Here is a 19,468-nt window from a genome sequence, read left to right as displayed (position 1 = left end):
GAAGGAACTCCATGGCCACCCAGACGGCGCCCCCGAGGGGCGCGGCACCGAGCACCGACGACCGCCCGCACCGGAAGATCGGCTTCCGGCAGACGCTGGGCCGGTGGGACGTGAAGGTCTCGCCCTACCTGTACATCTCGCCGTTCTTCCTGCTGTTCGCCGTCGTCGGCCTGTTCCCGCTGCTGTACACCGCGTGGGTGTCGCTGCACGAGTGGAGCCTCATCGGCGGCCAGGGCGAGTTCGTCGGCATGGACAACTTCACGTTCGTGCTCGGGCAGACGTTCTTCTGGAAGGCGCTGCGCAACACCATCAGCATCTTCCTGCTCTCCACGGTCCCCCAGGTCATCGCCGCCCTCGTGATCGCCGCGATGCTGGACGCGAACCTGCGGGCCAAGACCTTCTGGCGGATGGGCGTCCTGCTGCCCTACGTCGTCGCCCCGGTCGCCGTCGGCCTGGTCTTCTCGAAGATGTTCGCCGACGGCTCGGGCATGATCAACACGCTCCTGGGCTACGTCGGCATCGACCCGGTCGGCTGGCACAAGGACGCGTTCGCGTCGCACATCGCGATCGCCTCGATGGTCAACTTCCGCTGGACCGGCTACAACGCGCTGATCCTGCTGGCCGCGATGCAGGCCATCCCCCGCGACCTGTACGAGGCCGCGACGATCGACGGCGCCACCCGCCTGCGCCAGTTCTTCTCCATCACCGTCCCGATGGTCCGGCCGACGATGATCTTCGTCATCCTCACGTCCACCATCGGCGGCCTGCAGATCTTCGACGAGCCGCGCATGTACGACGCGACCGGCCTCGGCGGCTCCAACGGCCAGTGGAAGACCGTGACGCTCTACCTCTACGAGCTGGGCTGGAACAAGCAGCAGCTCGGGCGGGCAGCCGCGGTCGCCTGGTTGCTGTTCCTGATCATCATCGTGTTCGCCCTGCTCAACAACTGGCTGACACGCAAGATCTCCTCCGCCGACGACCTGAGCAGGTCCGCGAAGGCCGCCCGCAAGCAGAGCCGCAAGAACGCGCGCGCGCTGGAGCGGTCGCTGAAGCGGACGTCCGACGCCGCCGTGCCGGCAGCCGCCCCGACCGAGGTGAACCCGCGATGAGCACCCCCTCCATCCCCGTCATCGAGCAGACCGCCGGCAAGGGCGCGGCCCGCGCCGCGCGCCGGGGCGTCGGCCGCAAGAAGGGCTCGCACGGCGGCGGCGCCGACCGCCGGCCGGGCTGGATCACGTACACGATCCTGACCGCGTTCATCCTCATCTCGGCCTACCCGCTGTACTTCACGTTCCTGCTGTCGTCCTCGACGTCGGCGGAGATCGCCCAGAACCCGGTGCCCTCGCTCATCCCGGGCGGCGAGTTCCTCGCGAACCTCCAGCGGGTGTTCGAGGCCGACATCGACCTCGTGCGCGCCACCGGCAACTCGCTGATCGTCGCCGTCGTCACCAGCGCGTCCGTCGTCTTCTTCTCGACGCTCGCCGGGTACTCGTTCTCCAAGCTCCGGTTCCGCGGACGCGGGCCCCTGCTCGTGTTCGTCATCGCGACGATGGCCGTCCCGACCCAGCTCGGCGTCGTGCCGCTGTACATCGTCATGCGCGAGCTGCACCTCACCGGCAACCTGCTCGCGGTGATCCTGCCCGCGCTCGTCACCGCGTTCGGCGTGTTCTGGATGACCCAGTACCTCGACTCCGCACTCCCCTACGAGCTCATCGAGGCGGCCCGCGTCGACGGCGCGTCGATGTTCCGGACGTTCTGGTCGGTCGCCCTCCCGGCGGCCCGCCCGGCCGCGGCGATGCTCGCGCTGTTCACGTTCATCACCTCGTGGACGAACTTCTTCTGGCCGTCCATCGTGCTCGGCACCCAGAACCCCACGCTCCCGGTGGCCCTCAAGCTGCTGCAGGCCGGGTTCTTCCAGGACATGCCGCTGATCATGGCCGGCGTCGTGCTCTCGATCATCCCGCTGCTGGTGCTGTTCCTCGTCGCGGGACGCCAGCTCGTCGCCGGCATCATGGCCGGCGCCGTCAAGGGCTGACGCTACGCTTCCGCGCGGGGACTCCGGATCAGGGGTCCCCGCGTTGGGGGGGCGTGCCCATCGGCCGGTGCCCGCACCGGTCATCCGTCGTCAAGGCAAGGGGGCGATCCATCGTGGTCGACCAGACTGCCCCGCTCGTCGCCCCGGCGCCCACGCTGGAGCAGGTGGCCGAGCGGGCCGGCGTCTCGCGGTCCACCGCGTCGCGCGCCATCAACGGCGGCCTGCGGGTCTCCCCGGAGGCCATGGAGTCCGTCGCCGCCGCGGTCGAGGACCTCGGCTACACGCCGAACCGCGCCGCGCGCTCGCTCGTGACCCGGCGCACCGACTCGGTCGCGCTCGTCGTACCCGAGCCGGACGAGCGCGTGCTCTCCGACCCGTTCTTCGCGGGCGTGCTGAACGGCGTCTCCTCCGCGCTCGCCGACTCGGACCTCCAGCTCCTGCTGATCATCGCCCGGCCCGGCGACTCCGACCGCACCGTCCGGTACCTGCGCGCCGGCCACGTCGACGGCGCGATCGTGGTGTCCCACCACCGGGACGACTCCATCGACCGGGCCCTGCGCGACTCCCGGCTGCCGAGCGTGTTCATCGGCCGCCCGCTGACCGCCCGCGACTCCGCGTTCGTCGACACCGACAACGTGCGCGGCGGCCGGATCGCGGCGGAGCACCTCATCCGCCTCGGCCGGCGCCGCATCGCCACGATCACCGGCCCCGCCGACATGTCCGCGGGCATCGACCGCCTCGCCGGCTGGCGCTCGGCCCTCGCCGACGCCGGCCTGCCGGACGACGCCGTCGTGCACGGCGACTTCACCATCGAGGGCGGGGCCGCCTGCGCGCGCGAGGTGCTCGAGCGGTACCCCGACGTCGACGCCGTCTTCGTCGCCTCCGACCTCATGGCTGCCGGCGCGCTGCCCGTGCTCGCCGAGCTCGGCAAGGACGTCCCCGGCGACGTGGCCGTGGTCGGGTACGACAACTCCGCGCTCGCCTCCACCACGAAGCCCAACCTCACGACGGTGATCCAGCCGGTCATCGCGATGGCGCGCGCCGCGGGCGAGGAGCTCGTGGCCCAGCTGCACGGCCGCCCGGCCCGCACCGAGCCGCTGATCTTCGCCCCCGACCTGGTGGTCCGCGGCTCGGCCTGACCCCCGCACGGGGCGCCGGCCGGCGGGGCATCCCGCGCGCACCCGCGGCACCCCGCGCGCCGCCCGCCCGCCCGCAGGGTGCCCCGTCGGTGCACGAGGCCCGGCTAGCGGGCCGGGTCGATGTGGCCGAACCGGTGGCGCGTGCGGCTGACCGCCTGCTCGCGCAGGACCGTCAGGAGCTCCCGGCGGCCGCTCGCCACGACCGGGGCGTCCAGGACCGTGACCGAGCCCGTGCGGGCGACCGCGGCGGCGCGCAGGCCCGGGGCGGTGCCCACCACGCGGATCCGGCCCGTCACCTCCCCGGCGGCGACCCGGGCGGCGAACGCCGCGTCCGGCTCGGCGTCGGCGCGGCTGACGGTGACCGGGACCCCCGCGGTGCGGGCGGCGGTCAGCACGCGCCGCAAGTCCCGCTCCCGGGCGTCGGCGCCGGCGCGCACGGTGAGGTGCGGCACCGGGCGGTAGCGCAGCGTGTTCTCCTCGGCGGCGAGGCCGGACGGGTCGTGCGCGGCGCCGAACTCGGACGCCCACCAGCGGGCGTCGTCCTGCTGCGCCCACGCCAGCCAGGCGTCGTCGTCCAGGGCCGCGACCTCGGGTGCGTCGGACCAGGTCCCGAGCTGGGCCACGTAGGACGGGCCGCCGGCCTTGGCGCCGGGACCGACCACGGACGCCTTCCAGCCGCCGAACGGCTGCCGCTGCACGATCGCGCCGGTGATGTGCCGGTTCACGTAGGCGTTGCCGACCTCGACGCGGTCGAGCCAGCGCGCGATCTCCGCCTCGTCCAGGGAGTGCAGGCCGCCGGTCAGGCCGAGTGCGACCGCGTTCTGCACGTCGATCGCCTCGTCGAGGGTGGCCACGCGGATCACGCCGAGCACCGGGCCGAAGCACTCCGTCCGGTGGAACCACGACCCCGGCCGGACCCCGTGCTTCACGCCGGGCGTCCACAGCCGGCCGGCCTCGTCCAGGCGTCGCGGCCGCACCAGCCACGCCTCCCCTTCGTCCAGGGTCGTGAGCGCGCGCAGCAGCTTCCCGGACGCGGGCTCGACGAGCGGTCCCATCGCCGTCCCGAGGTCGTCGGACCACCCGACGCGCAGCGACGTCACCGCGTCGGCGAGCTGGCGGCGCAGCCGGTCGGACGTGCCCGCGGACCCGACGAGGATCGCGAGGGACGCGGCGGAGCACTTCTGCCCGGCGTGGCCGAACGCGGACCGCACGAGGTCCGCGACGGCGAGGTCGACGTCGGCCGACGGGGTGATGACCAGCGCGTTCTTGCCGGAGGTCTCGGCGAGGACGTCGAGGTCGGGGCGCCAGCCGGCGAACAGCTGCGCGGTCTCCAGCGACCCCGTGAGCACCACCCGGGCGACGTCGGGATGCGTGACGAGGCGCCGGCCGACGTCCCCCTCCGGGGACAGCACGACCTGCAGCGCGGGCTCGGTCACCCCGGCGGCGTCGAGGGCGGACTGCACGGCCGCCATCGCCACCCGCACGCAGCGCGGCGTCTGCGGCGCGGGCTTGACCAGCACGGGCGACCGCGCCGCGAGCGCCGCGAGCGTCGAGCCCACCGGGATCGCCACCGGGAAGTTCCACGGCGGGGTGACGACGGTGACGCCGTGCGGCCGGAACACCGCGCCGGGCACGCGCCCGTCGTCGAGGTCCTCGGCGCGCTCGGCGTAGTACCGGGCGAAGTCGACGGCCTCGCTGACCTCCGGATCGGCCTCGGCGACGGTCTTGCCGCCCTCGTGCACCATCGTCGCGACCAGGTCGCCGCGAGCGGACTCGAGGGCCTCGGCGGCGCGGCGCAGCACGGCGGCGCGCTCGGCGGGCGGGCGCGCGGACCACGCGGGCGCGGCGGCGACGGCCCGGGCGACCACGGCGTCGACGTCGGCGGCGGACGCGACCTCCACGGCGCCGGCGGGCGGCTCGACGTCGCGCGCGACGAGCCGGGCGGCCCACGCGCGGGACTCCGCGACGGCGGGGTCGGTGTCGGCGGCGTTCCGGAACCCCGCGGGCGCGGGCGGCACTGTCTCGCACGGCCGGCGCCGCGGTGCCGTGGACACCGCGTCGGCCCCGGCGACCGACGCGCGGAACGCGGCCTCCTGCGCCTCGATCCCGTCCCCGGCGGACCCGGCGGACCCAGCAGCCCCCGCCGCGTCCCCCGCGAACAGCGCGTGCAGGAAGTTCTGGTGCGCCGCGTTCTCCTCCAGCCGGCGCACCAGGTACGAGATCGCCACGTCGAAGTCCTGGCGCGCGACCACGGGGGTGTAGAGCAGCACCTGCCCGACGTCGCGCTGCACCGCGCGGGACTGCGCGGGCGCCATCCCCTGCAGCATCTCGACGTCCAGCGCCTCGGTGACGCCCCGCCGGGTCGCGAGCAGGTGGGCGTACGCGACGTGGAACAGGTTGTGGCTGGCGACGCCGACGCGCAGCGCCGGGGTCCGCGCGGGGTCGAGCGCCGCCCGCACCAGGCGGACGTAGTGGGCGTCCACGTCGGGCTTGCCGGCGTACGGCGCCTGCTGCCACCCGTGCAGCTCCGCCTCGACCTGCTCCATCGCGAGGTTGGCGCCCTTGACGAGCCGGACCTTCAGCCGCGCTCCCCCGGCCTGGACGCGCCGGCGCGCGATCGCGGTCAGCTCCTCCAGCGCCGCGGACGCGTCGGGCAGGTACGCCTGCAGCACGATGCCGGCCTCGTGGTCCCGCAGGCCGGGGTCGGACACGAGCCGCTCGAACACCCGCACGGTCAGCGCGAGGTCCCGGTACTCCTCCATGTCCAGGTTGAGGAACGTCCCGTGCGCGGCGGCGGCGCGGTACAGCGGGCGCAGCCGCTCGACGACCCGGTCGACGCTGCCGTCGGTGTCCCAGGTGGAGAGCTGGCTGGCGACCGCGGACACCTTGACCGACACGTAGTCGACGTCGGGTCGCGCGACGAGCTCGGTCACGCGGCGCAGCCGGCGGCTCGCCTCCTCCTCGCCGAGCACGGCCTCGCCGAGCAGGTTGAGGTTGAGCCGGAACCCCTCCCGGCGGGCGCGGGCGAGGTGCGCGCCGAGCCCCGGCCCGGCGTCCGCGACGAGGTGCCCGACGAGCTGCCGCAGGCGCACCCGGGCCGCGGGGACGACCGCGCCGGGCAGCAGGGGCGCCAGCCGCGCGCCGACGCCGAGCTGCGCCTGGTCCACCGGGCCGAGGAAGCCCCGGGCGTCGGCCGCGCGGTCGCCGAGGTCCGCGAGCTCCGCCGCGGCGACCCGCACGTCCTGCGGGCGCGCCACCCGGTCGACGAACCGCACGGCGAGCTCCAGGCCCACCGGGTCCGCGACCAGCGCGGCGAGCCGGCCGGTGGCGCGGCGCTCGGCGGGGGTCTCGTCGGCGGCGGTGGCGGCCATCCAGCGGTGCGCCAGGTCGACGGCGGCGCGCACGAGGTCCTCGTCGGCGCCGGGCAGGGCGGCGGCGGCCGCCGGGTCGTGCGTGGTCGTCATCCCGAGATCGTCCCCGATCGCTCCGGAACCCGTCTTGCACCGATCGGCCGGGCCGCGGCGCCGGATCCGTGACACGTGCGCGTCACGCGCACGACCTACGCTGCCCCCGTCATGGAACGCCGTCCACCCCTGCCGACGGCCGCCGACCCGGCGGCCCGGGCGCTGCTGCGCGCGCTGACCCCGGCGCTCCTGCGGCTGTGCGACGACCTCACCGGCACGATGTTCTGCGCCAAGGACGTCACCGGGCGGTACGTCGTGGTGAACGAGGCCTTCGTGCGCCGGACGCCCGAGCGCTCCCGGCGGGCGGTGGTCGGGCGGACGGCCGCCGAGCTGTTCGAGCCGCACCTCGCCGAGCGGTACGACGCCCAGGACCGCGAGGTGCTGGAGCGGGGCCGGTCGCTGCACCGGGAGCTCGAGCTGATCCGCCGGCCGGGCGGGGCACCGGGGTGGTACCTCACGTCGAAGGAGCCGGTGCGGTCGGGCGACGGGACGGTCGTCGGCCTGGTGAGCGTCTCGCAGTCGCTCCGCGCCCAGGACGCCGACGAGGCCACGGTCGCGGCGCTGTCCCGCGTCGCGGCGTTCGTGCAGGACCGGCTCGCCGAGCCGCCGACGGTCGCCGAGCTCGCCGCGGCGGCGGGCTGCTCGGCGTCCACGCTCGACCGCCGGGTGCGCCGGGTCTACGCGCTCTCCCCGCAGCAGTACGTGCTCCGGGCGCGGGTGGACCGCGCGGCCGCGCTGCTCGGCGGCAGCGACCTGGCGCTCGCGCAGGTGGCGGCGGCGACGGGCTTCTACGACCAGGCGTCGTTCACCCGCACGTTCGGCCGGCTGACCGGCGAGACCCCCGCCCAGTTCCGCCGCGCGGCCCGCGCCGCCCCGGCTCCCTCGACCGCGCACGACGACCCCGTGCCGTGGCCTGCGGCGCCCGCCTGGGTCACCATGGGCGCATGACATCGATCCCCACCGTCCCCCTGCCCGGCGGCGCGATGCCGCTCCTCGGGCTCGGCACCTGGCAGTCCGAGGGCACCGACGCCGAGCGGGCGGTGATCACCGCGCTCGAGCTCGGGTACACGCACATCGACACTGCCACGGGCTACGGCAACCAGGCCGAGGTCGGCCGGGCGCTGGCCGCCGTCGACGTCGACCGCGACGCCGTGTTCGTCACGACCAAGCTGCCGCCGGACCACGCGGGCCGTGAGCGCCAGACGCTCGTGGAGTCCCTGGCCCAGCTCGGCACGGACCACCTCGACCTCTGGCTCGTGCACTGGCCGCCGGACAAGCAGGCGACGCCCGCCACCTGGGAGCAGTTCATCGCCGCGCGGGACGAGGGCCTGGTGCGCTCGATCGGGGTGTCCAACTACTCCATCGCGCAGATCGACGAGCTGATCGCCGCGACCGGCGAGGCGCCGGCCGTGAACCAGATCCCCTGGAGCCCGGGCGACTACGACGCCGACCTCGTCGCCGAGCACGAGCGGCGCGGCGTGCGGATCGAGGGGTACAGCCCGTTCAAGCGCACCGACCTCGACGACCCGGTGCTCACCGCCATCGCGGCGGAGCACGGCGTCACCACCCGGCAGGTCGTCCTGCGCTGGCACCTGGACCACGGCATCGTCGTCATCCCGAAGTCCACGCACCGCGAGCGCATCGAGCAGAACCTCGACGTGCTGCGGTTCTCCCTCTCCGAGGACGAGGTCGCGCGGATCGACGGCCTGGGCGGCCGGTGACCGAGGCCGCACCGGGGCGCCGGGCGCGCCGGGAGCGCCGCCGCCGCGCGGGGCTCGAGCGCACCGTCGTGGCCGCCGCGACCAGCGCGCTGCTGGTCGCGGCGGTCGCGGTCGCCGGCGCGCAGCTGCACGCCGGCCGCGAGCGGGCGGCCGACGCCGAGCGCGCGGCGGAGGCGGTGGGGCTCGCCGCCGAGCTGTCCGCGGCGGAGGACGCGTTCCTCGCGGACCGCACCCGGGCCGGGCTGCTGGACGCGTCGCGCCGGTCGGCGGAGCGGACGCGGGCCGCGCAGGAGGCCGCGGCAGCGCAGGCCGCCGCCGAGGCGCAGGCGGCGGCGGAGGCCCAGGCGGCCGCCGAGGCCCGGGCCGCCGCCGAGGCCCAGGCCGCCGCGGACGCCCGGGCGACGCAGAAGGCCCCGGCGACCGCGTCCGGCCCCGCGAGCACGGGCAACCCCGGCATCGCCGGCTGGGTCGGCGGCCGCCCGGTGGACGCGGACGGGAACGTCCTGTGGGTGACCTCGGTGCCGACCGCGGACGGCGACGGCTCGAACGGCCACATGCCCGCCTCCGCGATGTGCGCGATCCCGTGGGGCACCGACCAGCTCGGGTTCACGCAGTACCTGCGGTGCGACGCCGCGGACGCGCTCACGGCCCTCGACGAGGCGTTCCGCGCGCAGTTCGGCGCCTCCCTGGACCTCGACCTCACCTACCGGTCGTACGACGACCAGGTCGCGATGAAGGCGGCGTTCGGGGGGCTCGCCGCCGCGCCGGGCACGTCGTCGCACGGGCTCGGCACGGCCCTCGACGTGCAGGAGTGGCCCGGCACGTACGGGTTCGGCACGGAGCGCTACCAGTGGCTGGTCGCGAACGGCCCGGCCTACGGCTGGTACGCCCCCGCGCGGGTCCGGGAGGGCCAGCCGTACGCCGAGTACTGGCACTTCGAGTACGGGCCCGGCCGCACCTCCTGACGCCGGGCGGTGCGCCGCGGGGCGGTGTGGCACAGTGGCCGGGACCCGGCGGTTCTCCGCGGGGGCGGCGACGAGGCCGCGCCCGGCCGCCGGACGTGGATGCCCAGGAGGCGCCTGCATGACCGCAACCGTGTCCGGGCCGGACGCGTCGCCCACCCCCGCGACGCCCCCGACCCGAACGTCGCCCCTCACCACCGCCCTCGCCCAGCTGTCCTCCGCCGTGGAGCTGCTCGGATACGACGACGGCGTGCACCAGATGCTCGCGACCCCCCGGCGCGAGCTGCACGTGGCGGTCCCGCTGCGCCGGGACGACGGCCGGATCGAGCTGCTCGCCGGGTACCGGGTGCAGCACAACATCTCCCGCGGCCCCGGCAAGGGCGGCCTGCGGTACGCGCCGGGCGTGGACATCGAGGAGGTGCGCGCGCTGGCGATGTGGATGACCTGGAAGTGCGCCGTCGTCGAGCTGCCCTACGGCGGCGCGAAGGGCGGCGTGGCGATCGACCCGCGCGGCTACTCCCCCGCCGAGCTGGAGCGCGTGACCCGGCGGTACACCTCCGAGATCCTGCCGTTCATCGGACCCGAACGGGACATCATGGCCCCCGACGTCGGCACGACCGAGCAGACGATGTCCTGGGTGATGGACACGTACTCGGTGAACTCGGGGTACACGATCCCGGCGGTCGTCACGGGCAAGCCGCTCGCGGTGGGCGGGTCCCTCGGCCGGGCGACGGCGACCTCGCGCGGCGTCGTGCACGTGACGGCCGCCGCGCTCGCCGACGCCGGCGCGGACCTGTCCGAGGTCACCGCGGCGGTGCAGGGCTTCGGCAAGGTCGGCTCGCACGCGGCGCGGTTCCTGGCCGAGGGCGGCGCGCGGGTGGTGGCCGTGAGCGACCAGTACGGCGGCGTGCACGCCCCGGACGGCCTGGACCTCGCGGCGCTCACCGCCCACGTCGCGAGCACCGGCTCGGTCGTGGGCTTCGCGGGCGCCGACCCGATCGGCAACGCCGAGCTGCTCGCCCTGGACGTCGACGTGCTCATCCCCGCGGCCGTGGAGGACGTGCTGGACGAGGACACGGCCCGCACCGTCAAGGCCCGGTGGGTGGTCGAGGGCGCGAACGGCCCGACGACGAGCGGCGGGGACCGGGTGCTCGCCGAGCGCGGCATCACCGTGGTGCCCGACATCCTGGCGAACGCGGGCGGCGTGGTCGTGTCCTACTTCGAGTGGGTGCAGGCGCAGCAGGCGTACTGGTGGACGGAGCGGGAGATCGAGGACCGCCTCGAGCAGCGGATGCGCGCGTCCTACGCGGCGGTCGCCCAGCGGGCCCGGGCCGACGGGATCTCGCTGCGGGACGCCGCGCTGGTGATCGGCGTGCGGCGCGTGGCGGAGGCGCACCAGCTGCGGGGCCTGTACCCCTGATGCGCGGGCGGCGGGCGCCGGCGGCGGGAAGCAGGGGCCCGCCGCCGGTGTTGGCCGCAGGTGTGAGCACCCCGCTGTCCGTCCTCGACCTGTCCCCCGTCGGCACCGGCCGCACGTCCGCCGACGCCCTCGCCGACTCCACGACCCTCGCCCGCGCGGCCGACCGGCTCGGCTACCGCCGGTTCTGGGTCGCCGAGCACCACGCGATGCCGGCCGTGGCCTCCACGTCGCCCGCCGTCCTGCTCGCGCACCTCGCCGCGTCGACGGAGCGCATCCGCGTCGGCTCCGGCGGCGTGATGCTGCCGAACCACCCGGCGCTCGTCGTGGCGGAGCAGTTCGCCATGCTGGAGGCGCTGCACCCCGGCCGCGTGGACCTCGGCATCGGCCGGGCGCCCGGGGCCGACCCGGTGACGGCCGCCGCGCTGCGCCGCACCGTCGAGGGCCTGGGCGCCGAGGACTTCCCCGCCGAGCTGCTGGACGTGCTGTCCCTGCTCGGCCAGCTCCCCGCGGGCCGCGCGGCGAGCGCCACGGCCGCCCGGCTGTCCGCCACGCCCGCCCCCGCGGGCGCCCCGCAGGTGTGGCTGCTCGGGTCCTCGACCTTCAGCGCCCAGCTCGCCGGCGAGCTCGGCCTGCCGTTCTCCTACGCCCACCACTTCGGCACCGGCATCACGACGCACGCCGCCGACGTGTACCGCGCGGCGTTCCGGCGGTCGGCCGTGCTGGACGCCCCGCACCTCATGGTGTCGGCGTCGGTGATCGTGGCGGAGTCCGACGAGCGCGCCGCCTGGCTCGCCGGCCCGAGCAGGGTGATGGCCCTGCGCCTGCGGAGCCGGGGCGCCCTGGCGCCGATCGAGACGCCCGAGGACGCCGCCGCGATGCTCGACGCGCTCGACCCCGAGCAGGCGCGCGACTTCTACGACCGCGTCCCCGGCACGCAGGTCGCGACGACGGCGGACCGGGCGGTCGCGGCCCTGCGGGAGCTCGTGACCCGCACGGGCGCCGACGAGCTCGTGGTCACGGCCACGACGCACGCGGTCGAGGACCGCGTCGCCACCCTGGAGGCCCTGGCAGCCGCCTGGTGACGGCTGGTGACGGCCGAGGGGGCACCTCGCGCGCAGCGGGGCACCGCCCGGTGCACCCCGGACGCGCGCCGCATGCCCCCTCGCCGCGGCGCGGTGCACTGCGGTGCGGTGCGGTGCGATGATCGGGCGATGGACGAGGTCGTCGGGCGCACGTGGCAGTTCGTCGAGGTCGCGGGCGTGCCCGTCGGGGACGGCCCGGCGCGGTCCCGGCCGGCGCTGACGTTCGCCGGGGACGGGCAGGTGTACGGCACCGGCGGGGTGAACCGGCTGCGCGGGACGTGGTCCTGCGACGACGGCACGCTCCGGTTCGGGCCGGTGGTCACGACGCTGATGGCCGGCACGCCCGAGCACACGGCCCGGGAGCGCGCGGTGCTCGACCTGCTCGGCGGGGCGCTGGCGGTGGAGGTCGCGGACGGCGCCCTGCTGCTCACGGACGGAGAGGGGCGGGTCAGCCGCCTGCTGCCCGCCCCGCCGGAGGAGTCCGAGGCCTGAGCCCGCCCCCCTCGCCGTTCACTCCCGCGGCTGCCGCTCCACCCACTCCGCGAGCTCGACGCGCGTGCCGGTGTAGAACGGCACCTCCTCGCGCACGTGCCGCCGCGCGCCGGTCGCCCGCAGGTCGCGCATGAGGTCGACGATCCGGTGCAGCTCGTCGGCCTCGAACCCGAGGATCCACTCGTAGTCGCCGAGCGCGAACGACGACAGCGTGTTGGCCCGCACGTCGGCGTAGTCCCGGGCGGCGTGCCCGTGCTCGCGCAGGAGCTCACGGCGCTCGTCGTCGGCCAGCAGGTACCACTCGTAGGACCGCACGAACGGGTAGACGCACAGGTAGGCGCGCGGGTCCTCGCCGGCGAGGAACGCCGGGACGTGCCCGCGGTTGAACTCGGCCGGGCGGTGCATCGCGGCCACCGACCAGACGGGCAGCAGGTGGGCGCCGAGGTCGCTGGCCCGCAGCCGGTGGAAGGCGTCCTGCACCGCCTCGATGCTCGGGGCGTGCCACCAGACCATGAGGTCGGCGTCGGCGCGCAGGCCGGCGACGTCGTACCAGCCGCGCACCACGAGGCCCTCGGGGGCGTCCGGGCCGGTGAGCGCGTCGAGCGCCTCCTCGACGACCCGCTTGCGCTCGGTGGCGTCCGCGGGGAGCGCGGCGGAGGTCTCGAACACCGCGTACATGGCGTACCGGATCGCGTTGTTGATCTCCTCGGCCGTCTCGGGGCTGTGCCCGCCGTCCGGGGCGGTGGTGCTGCTCATCGCGCTGCTGCTCCTTCGCTGGTGGTCTCGTCGTGCGTGCGGCTGTCCTGCCCGGCGACCGCCGGGGTGCCCGTGTCGACGCCGGCGCGCTGGAAGCAGCAGCCGACGGCGCACCGGTCCGGCCAGGCGCCGAGCCCGCCGACGGTCGTGCGCGCGGGCTCCTCGCCCCGCTCGGCGGCGGCGCGCTCGAGCAGGAGGTCCACCAGGCCCGCGACGAACGGGGCCCGGGTGGAGGCCGACCCGGCCCGCACCGCGGTGATGCCGAGGTCGGCCGCGGTGGCCATCGCCTCGGTGTCCAGATCGTACGCGACCTCCATGTGGTCGGACACGAAGCCGATGGGCGACATGACGACGGCGGTCACGCCGTCCTGCGCGCGCTCGGCCAGGACGTCGTTGACGTCGGGCTCGAGCCACGGCTGCGACGGCGGGCCGGAGCGGGAGCAGAACGCGAGCGTCCAGGACGGTGCGACGCCGAGGTCGGCGGCGACGAGCGCGGCGACCTGGGTGCAGGCGTCCTCGTGCTGCGCCACGTACCCGGGCCGGGCGGCGGCGGAGCCGGCCTCCATGGCGAGCGGGATGGAGTGCGTGACGAACAGCAGCGGGGCGTCGGCGACGACGTCCGCGACCGGCCGGCCGGTCCGCGCGGCGAGGTCGGTGAACGCCTCGACCACGGCGTCGGCGTTCGCCCGGACGAAGCCCGGGTGGTTGAAGTAGTGGCGGAGCTTGTCGACCCGCACGCCGGCGGCGGCCTCGGGGTCGGCGGGCGTCTCGGCCTCGCCGGCGACGCCCGCGAGCGCCGCGGCCACGTGCTCGCGGTACTGCCGGCAGCCGGAGTACGACCCGTACGCCGACGTGACCAGGGCGAGGACCCGCTGGGCGCCGCGCTCGCGCAGGTCCGCCAGCGCGCCGTCGGTGTACGGCTCCCAGTTGCGGTTGCCCCACGCGAGCGGGGTGTCGACGCCGCGCGCGTCGAGCTCGGCGCGCAGAGCCGCGAGCAGGGCGCGGTTCTGGTCGTTGATCGGGCTGCGGCCGCCGAAGAGCGCGTAGTGCTGGCTGACCTCGACCAGCCGTTCCTCCGGGATGCCCTTGCCGCGCGTGACGTTCCGCATGAAGGGCAGGACGTCCTCGGGCTGCTCCGGGCCGCCGAACGAGAGCAGGAGCACCGCGTCGTACGGGGTGAGCGACGACGCCGTCAGGGTGGGGGCAGACACCGCTCCATCATCCCATCGCCACCCGGGCGACCGCCGCCCGGCGACGACCCGACGGGCGTGACGTTGTCACGACGCCCCGTCAGATCGCCGCCCGCCGGCTCAGCCCTTCACCGCCCCGCCGAGCCCCGCCCCGCGCAGGAACAGCCGCTGGAAGACGAGGAACAGCAGCACGGGGATCAGCGTCGAGATCGCGAGCGCCGCCATGAGCACGCCCAGGTCGGTCGTCGCCTGCAGCGACGGCAGCCGGACCGACAGCGGCTGGATCGCCGGGTCCCGCAGCACCAGCAGCGGCCACAGGAAGTCCTTCCACGACGCGATGACCGCGAACACCGACACCACGCCGAGGATCGGCCGGCTCATCGGCAGCACGATCGACCAGAACAGCCGGAACGGCCCCGCCCCGTCGACGCGCGCCGCCTCGAACACCTCGCGCGGCAGGCTGTCGAAGAACCGCTGCATGAGCAGCACGTTGAACGCGCTCGCCCCCGCCGGGAGCCACACGGCCCAGTACGAGTTCATCAGCGACCGGCCGAGCACCGGCGGGTCGAGGATCACCAGGTACAGCGGCACCAGCAGCACGACGGCCGGCACGAACAGCGTGGCCAGCACGGCGCCCTGCACGACCTTCGCGTACCGGGGCCGCAGCACCGACAGCAGGTACCCGCCGGTGGTCGCGACGAGGATCTGGCTCGCCCACGACCCGGCCGCCAGCACGACCGTGTTGAGGAAGTACCGGCTGACCTGCACGTCGTTCCACGCGGCGCTGAGGTTGTCCCACGCGATGCCGTTCGGGAACACCGCGAGCGGCGTGCGCAGGATGTCCTGCGTCGGCGTCACCGCGAACTTCGCGAGCAGCACCAGGGGTCCGAGGCCGCACAGCACCAGCAGCGCCAGCAGCACGCCGTGCGACAGCCGCATGGACCGGCGGACCAGCGGGCGGCGCCAGTCCGCGGCGGACAGCGCACCGCGGTCGGCCTCGGCGGGGCGGCGGGGCCGGCGGCGGCGCGCCGCCGGCGCGACCACGGTGCCCGCCCCGGGACCGGGCAGCGGCACCGCCTCCGCGGTGGGCCCGGCGGGGGTCGTCGACGTCGTCATGTCTGGCTCCAGGACCGGGTGAGGCGGAAGTACACGACCGACAGCACCGCCAGGACGACCGCGAGCATGAGGCTGAGCGCGGTGGCCGCCCCGTAGTCGCCGCCGAGGCTCTGCCCGAACGCGTACCGGTAGACGAGCAGCAGCACGGTGATCGTGGCGTTCGCCGGGCCGCCGTCCGTGAACAGGTACGGCTCGAGGAACACCTGCGCGGTCCCGATGATCTGCAGGATGAAGGTGATGAACAGCACGCCCCGCAGCTGCGGCATCGTCACGTGCCAGACCTTGCGCCACACGGACGCCCCGTCGACCTCGGCGGCGTCGTACAGCTCGCCGGGCACCGAGGTGAGCGCGGCCAGGTAGATGATGATCGTCCCGCCCGCGGCGGCCCACGTCGCCTCCAGCACGAGCGAGGGCATCGCCCAGGACGCGTCCTGCAGCCACGGCACCGGGCCGAGGCCGACCCAGCCGAGCATCGTGTTGAACACGCCCTCGGGCCGGGCGTCGAAGAAGAACTTCCACAGCAGCACCGCCACGACGGGCGGCACCACGACCGGCAGGTACGCGAGCGCGCTGTACAGGCCCTTGGCGCGGCGGACCTCGCTCATCAGCACCGCGGCGACCAGCGGCACCGGGTAGCCGAACAGCAGGGCCAGCGCCGCGAACCACAGGGTGTTCCGCACCGCCGTGCCGAGCAGCGGGTCGGACAGCACGGTCCGGAAGTTCTCCAGGCCGACCCAGGCCGTGGTGACGAGGTTGGTCTCCTGCAGGCTCATCACGACCGCGCGGCCGATCGGCAGCCAGGAGAACAGCCCGAACACGACCAGGACGGGCAGCGCGAAGACGAGCGTGCTCAACCCGCCGCGGCGGACCCAGGTGACCGGGGTCCGCCGCGAGCGAGCCGGACGAGCGTCGTGGGTCAGGGCCACGTCAGCTCGCGTTCTTGTCGAGGATCGCCTGCACGTTCGCGTCCGCCTGCTCCAGCAGCGCGTCGATGTCGGCGCCCTCGTCCGTCAGCACCGCCTGGACGACCGTGTCCAGCGCGCCGTACAGCTCCTGGGTCGAGCCCGACGGCTCGGCGACGAGCGGCTGGTCGAAGATCACGTCGGTGAAGCCGGTCATCTGGTCCAGCGGGACGTTGATGAGGTCGGCGATCCACTCCTGCGACTGCTCATACTGCTCCCGGCTGAAGATCGGCAGCACCGGGGTGCCGACGGGCTGGTCGGAGGCCACGAGGGTCTCGGCGTCCTTGACCGCGGCGTCCTGGTCGGTCAGCTTCCGCAGGTAGTAGAAGTCGATCCACTTCACCGCGGCCTCCTTCTGCGCCTCGTCGGCCGAGGTGCTGACCGCCGCCAGCGTCCCGCCGCCGAGCACGCCCGCGTCGTCGCCCTCGAGCGGCACCGCGGTCAGGCCGTAGTCGTCCGGGTCGATCGCGTTGGTCTGCACCAGCGAGGTGTAGACGTCCGAGCCGGACGTGAACATGCCGACCTGTCCGGCCGCGAACGCCTGGTTGATCGACGACCAGTCGAGCAGGAAGTTCGCGCCCATGGAGTTGTCCTCCCAGCGCAGGTCGTGCAGGTACTCCAGGGCCGCCTTCGTGCCGTCGTTGTCCAGCGTGGCGGTGTACGTGCCGTCGTCGTTCGTCTCCTGGACGCGGCCGCCGCGGGCGTAGGTCGCGACCGTGAGCTGCCAGCCGCCCGTGTTGTTCTGCGTCATCGTGGCGTAGCCGGCCTGGCCGGTGGCGTCCGCGATGGCCTTGGCGTCGGCGCGCACCTCGTCCCACGTGGTCGGCGGGTCGTCCGGGTCGAGGCCGGCCTGCTCGAACAGCGTGCGGTTGTAGTGCAGGCCGATGCCGTAGACCGACTTCGCCGGGATCGCGTAGACCTTGCCGTCCGCGCCGGTGCCGGCCTCCAGGACGTTCGGGTTGAAGTCGCCCGCGTAGGGCAGGGCCTGGAACTGCGCGTCGATGTCGGCGAGCTGGCCGTTCTCGATCAGCGTCTTGCCGTCGGTGAACGGGATCTCGAACACGTCGGGCAGCGTGCCGCCGGCGAGCTGGGCGGCGAACGTCGTCGCCTTCCACTCGTACTCCTCCGGCTGCACGTCGATGTCCGGGTTCGCCGCCTCGAACTGGGCGACCTGCTCGTCGAACGCGTCGAACGCCTCCTGCTCCGAGCCGGGCAGCAGGGAGACCACGCGCAGGACGGTCTTGCCGCCCGAGGTCCCCTCCCCCTCGCCGGCGTCGTCGGAGCCGCTGCTGCACGCGGCCAGCAGGGTGAAGGACAGCGCGCCGGTCAGGGCGATCGCCGTCGTGCGTGAGGACCTCATCGTCACTCCTCGGTGGTGTCGGGTCGTGCGGGGTGGGTGGGTCGTGCGGGGTGGTGCGGGGTGGTGCGGGGTCGTGCGGGGTGGTGCGGGGTGGTGCGGGATCATGCGGGTCAGGGCGCGGCGCGCAGCCACGCGGCGGTGTCGGGGTCGAGGTGGGCGCCGTCGCCGTCGCCGTCGCTGGCGAGCAGGACGCCCGCGTGCGGCGGCAGGGGGACGGAGGCGGCGGACAGGTTGACGACGCAGAGCACGTCGCCGCGGGCGAACGCGAGCACGCCGGGCGCCGCGTCCAGCCAGCGCAGGTCGCCGTCGCCGAGGCCGGGCTCCGCGCGGCGCCGGGCGAGGACCGCCCGGTAGAGGGAGAGCATCGACCGGGGGTCGGCCTGCTGGGCCTCGACGGTGCGCGCCGCCCAGTCGGCGGGCTGCGGCAGCCAGGGCTGGCCGGTGCCCGGGCCGAAGCCGAACGGCGGCTCGCTCCCCGACCACGGCAGCGGCACCCGGCAGCCGTCGCGGCCGGGGTCCACGCCGCCGGACCGCGCGTGCATCGGGTCCTGCACGGCCTCGGGCGGCAGGTCCTCGACCTCCGGCAGCCCGAGCTCGTCGCCCTGGTACAGGTAGAGCGAGCCCGGTAGCGCGGCGGTGAGCAGCGCGGCCGCCCGGGCGCGGCGGGTGCCGAGCGCGAGGTCGGTCGGGACGCCCGCGCGCTTGGCGGCGAACGCGAAGCCGGACTCCGCGCGGCCGTACCGCGTCACCGGCCGGGTCACGTCGTGGTTCGACAGCACCCAGGTCGCCGGCGCGCCGACCTCGCGGTGCGCGGCGAGCGTCCGGTCGATCGAGGACCGCAGCGCCGCCGCGTCCCAGGGCTGCGCCATGAAGTCGAAGTTGAAGGCGGTGTGCATCTCGTCGGGACGCAGGTACGCCGCGAACCGCGCGGTGTCCTCCAGCCACACCTCGCCCACCAGCACGCGCGCGCCGGCGTACGAGTCCGCGACCTTGCGCCACGCCCGGTAGACGTCGTGCAGCTCGTCGCGGTCGACGTGCGGGTGCGCGCCCGGCCCCGGTGTGGTCCCTGCCTCCGGGAGCTCCGGCAGCGCGGGGTCCTTGACGAGCAGCGCCGCCGAGTCGATGCGGATGCCCGCGACGCCCCGGTCGAACCAGAAGCGCAGCACGTCCTCGTGCTCCGCCCACACGTCCGGGTGGGTCCAGTTGAGGTCCGGCTGCTCGGGGGTGAACAGGTGCAGGTACCACTCCCCCGGCGTGCCGTCGGGATCCGTCGTCCGGGTCCAGGTGGAACCGCCGAAGCTCGACACCCAGTGCGTCGGGATGCCCGACCCGTCCGGCCCCGACCCCGGGTGGAACCAGAACCGCGACCGCTCCGGCGACCCCGGCCCGGCGGCCAGCGCCGCCCGGAACCACGGGTGCCGGTCGGACACGTGGTTCGGCACCACGTCGACGATCGTCCGGATCCCCAGCGCCAGCGCCTCGGCGACCAGCGCCTCCGCCTCCTCGAGGGTGCCGAACGCCGGGTCGATCGCGCGGTAGTCCGCCACGTCGTACCCGCCGTCCGCCAGCGGCGACGCGTACCAGGGCGTGAACCACAGCGCGTCGACGCCCAGGTCGCGCAGGTAGGGCAGCCGGCTGCGGACGCCCGCGAGGTCGCCGGTGCCGTCGCCGTCCCCGTCGGCGAACGAGCGCGGGTAGACCTCGTAGATCACCGCGTCGCGCCACCAGGTGGGGTCGTCGGTCGGGGGCTGCACCACGTCGTGCCTCGT

General features: G+C 75.1%; 16 protein-coding genes. 9 read left to right on the top strand and 7 right to left on the bottom strand.

What is annotated here, in order from left to right; all coding sequences use genetic code 11:
- The first annotated feature begins 11 nt into the window (after positions 1–11).
- The 3 genes from HNR08_RS13535 to HNR08_RS13525 all read left to right on the top strand — a co-directional run bounded on the left by HNR08_RS13535 (position 12) and on the right by HNR08_RS13525 (position 3,174).
- Entirely contained in the window at positions 12–1,109 is a 1,098-nt protein-coding gene (locus tag HNR08_RS13535; protein ID WP_183835056.1) for a carbohydrate ABC transporter permease, read from the top strand.
- Complete coding sequence (locus tag HNR08_RS13530) at positions 1,106–2,035, top strand: carbohydrate ABC transporter permease (RefSeq protein ID WP_146840574.1); 930 nt, start codon at positions 1,106–1,108, stop codon at positions 2,033–2,035. The genes HNR08_RS13535 and HNR08_RS13530 overlap by 4 nt, the downstream gene beginning before the upstream one ends.
- A gap of 113 nt (positions 2,036–2,148) precedes the next feature.
- Positions 2,149–3,174, top strand: coding sequence for a LacI family DNA-binding transcriptional regulator (locus HNR08_RS13525; RefSeq protein WP_146840575.1), 1,026 nt, complete (start codon positions 2,149–2,151; stop codon positions 3,172–3,174).
- A gap of 104 nt (positions 3,175–3,278) precedes the next feature.
- On the opposite strand, the gene HNR08_RS13520 is transcribed toward HNR08_RS13525, so the two are convergent.
- Positions 3,279–6,638, bottom strand: coding sequence for a proline dehydrogenase family protein (locus HNR08_RS13520; protein ID WP_146840576.1), 3,360 nt, complete (start codon positions 6,636–6,638; stop codon positions 3,279–3,281).
- Between the two features lie 111 nt (positions 6,639–6,749).
- Between HNR08_RS13520 and HNR08_RS13515 the strand changes: the two genes are divergently transcribed.
- The 6 genes from HNR08_RS13515 to HNR08_RS13490 all read left to right on the top strand — a co-directional run bounded on the left by HNR08_RS13515 (position 6,750) and on the right by HNR08_RS13490 (position 12,315).
- Positions 6,750–7,586, top strand: a complete 837-nt coding sequence (locus HNR08_RS13515) for a helix-turn-helix domain-containing protein (protein ID WP_146840577.1) — start codon at positions 6,750–6,752, stop codon at positions 7,584–7,586.
- Positions 7,583–8,359 (top strand): aldo/keto reductase, encoded by a 777-nt coding sequence (locus tag HNR08_RS13510; protein WP_146840578.1) that lies wholly within the window; start codon positions 7,583–7,585, stop codon positions 8,357–8,359. Before HNR08_RS13515 ends, HNR08_RS13510 begins: the two co-directional genes overlap by 4 nt.
- The gene (locus HNR08_RS22765) at positions 8,356–9,324 is read left to right on the top strand and encodes a M15 family metallopeptidase (protein WP_146840579.1); all 969 of its coding nucleotides are present in this window, start codon (positions 8,356–8,358) and stop codon (positions 9,322–9,324) included. Before HNR08_RS13510 ends, HNR08_RS22765 begins: the two co-directional genes overlap by 4 nt.
- Positions 9,325–9,442: 118 nt before the next feature.
- Positions 9,443–10,741 (top strand): Glu/Leu/Phe/Val family dehydrogenase, encoded by a 1,299-nt coding sequence (locus HNR08_RS13500; protein WP_146840580.1) that lies wholly within the window; start codon positions 9,443–9,445, stop codon positions 10,739–10,741.
- 62 nt (positions 10,742–10,803) lie between these two features.
- Positions 10,804–11,823, top strand: coding sequence for an LLM class flavin-dependent oxidoreductase (locus HNR08_RS13495; RefSeq protein ID WP_338075803.1), 1,020 nt, complete (start codon positions 10,804–10,806; stop codon positions 11,821–11,823).
- Positions 11,824–11,952: 129 nt separating this feature from the next.
- Positions 11,953–12,315 carry an META domain-containing protein gene (locus HNR08_RS13490; protein WP_183835053.1) on the top strand — a complete coding sequence of 121 codons (363 nt, stop codon included), beginning with the start codon at positions 11,953–11,955 and terminating at the stop codon, positions 12,313–12,315.
- A gap of 18 nt (positions 12,316–12,333) precedes the next feature.
- On the opposite strand, the gene hemQ is transcribed toward HNR08_RS13490, so the two are convergent.
- From hemQ to HNR08_RS13460, 6 genes are all read right to left on the bottom strand, one after another.
- Positions 12,334–13,071, bottom strand: a complete 738-nt coding sequence (hemQ, locus tag HNR08_RS13485; RefSeq protein ID WP_146838685.1) for a hydrogen peroxide-dependent heme synthase — start codon at positions 13,069–13,071, stop codon at positions 12,334–12,336.
- The gene (locus HNR08_RS13480) at positions 13,068–14,282 is read right to left on the bottom strand and encodes a ferrochelatase (protein WP_146838687.1); all 1,215 of its coding nucleotides are present in this window, start codon (positions 14,280–14,282) and stop codon (positions 13,068–13,070) included. Before HNR08_RS13480 ends, hemQ begins: the two co-directional genes overlap by 4 nt.
- Positions 14,283–14,381: 99 nt before the next feature.
- On the bottom strand, positions 14,382–15,377 hold the full coding sequence (locus HNR08_RS13475) for a carbohydrate ABC transporter permease (RefSeq protein WP_146838689.1): 996 nt from the start codon (positions 15,375–15,377) through the stop codon (positions 14,382–14,384).
- Positions 15,374–16,297, bottom strand: coding sequence for a carbohydrate ABC transporter permease (locus HNR08_RS13470; protein WP_146838761.1), 924 nt, complete (start codon positions 16,295–16,297; stop codon positions 15,374–15,376). The genes HNR08_RS13475 and HNR08_RS13470 overlap by 4 nt, the downstream gene beginning before the upstream one ends.
- A 7-nt stretch (positions 16,298–16,304) precedes the next feature.
- On the bottom strand, positions 16,305–17,699 hold the full coding sequence (locus HNR08_RS13465) for an ABC transporter substrate-binding protein (RefSeq protein WP_146838691.1): 1,395 nt from the start codon (positions 17,697–17,699) through the stop codon (positions 16,305–16,307).
- Between the two features lie 110 nt (positions 17,700–17,809).
- Positions 17,810–19,456, bottom strand: a complete 1,647-nt coding sequence (locus HNR08_RS13460; protein WP_146838693.1) for a glycoside hydrolase family 13 protein — start codon at positions 19,454–19,456, stop codon at positions 17,810–17,812.
- Between the last annotated feature and the right edge of the window lie 12 nt (positions 19,457–19,468).

This window comes from Cellulomonas hominis, from assembly GCF_014201095.1.
Lineage (GTDB): Bacteria > Actinomycetota > Actinomycetes > Actinomycetales > Cellulomonadaceae > Cellulomonas > Cellulomonas hominis.
This window is presented reverse-complemented; position numbering and strand designations above follow the sequence as displayed.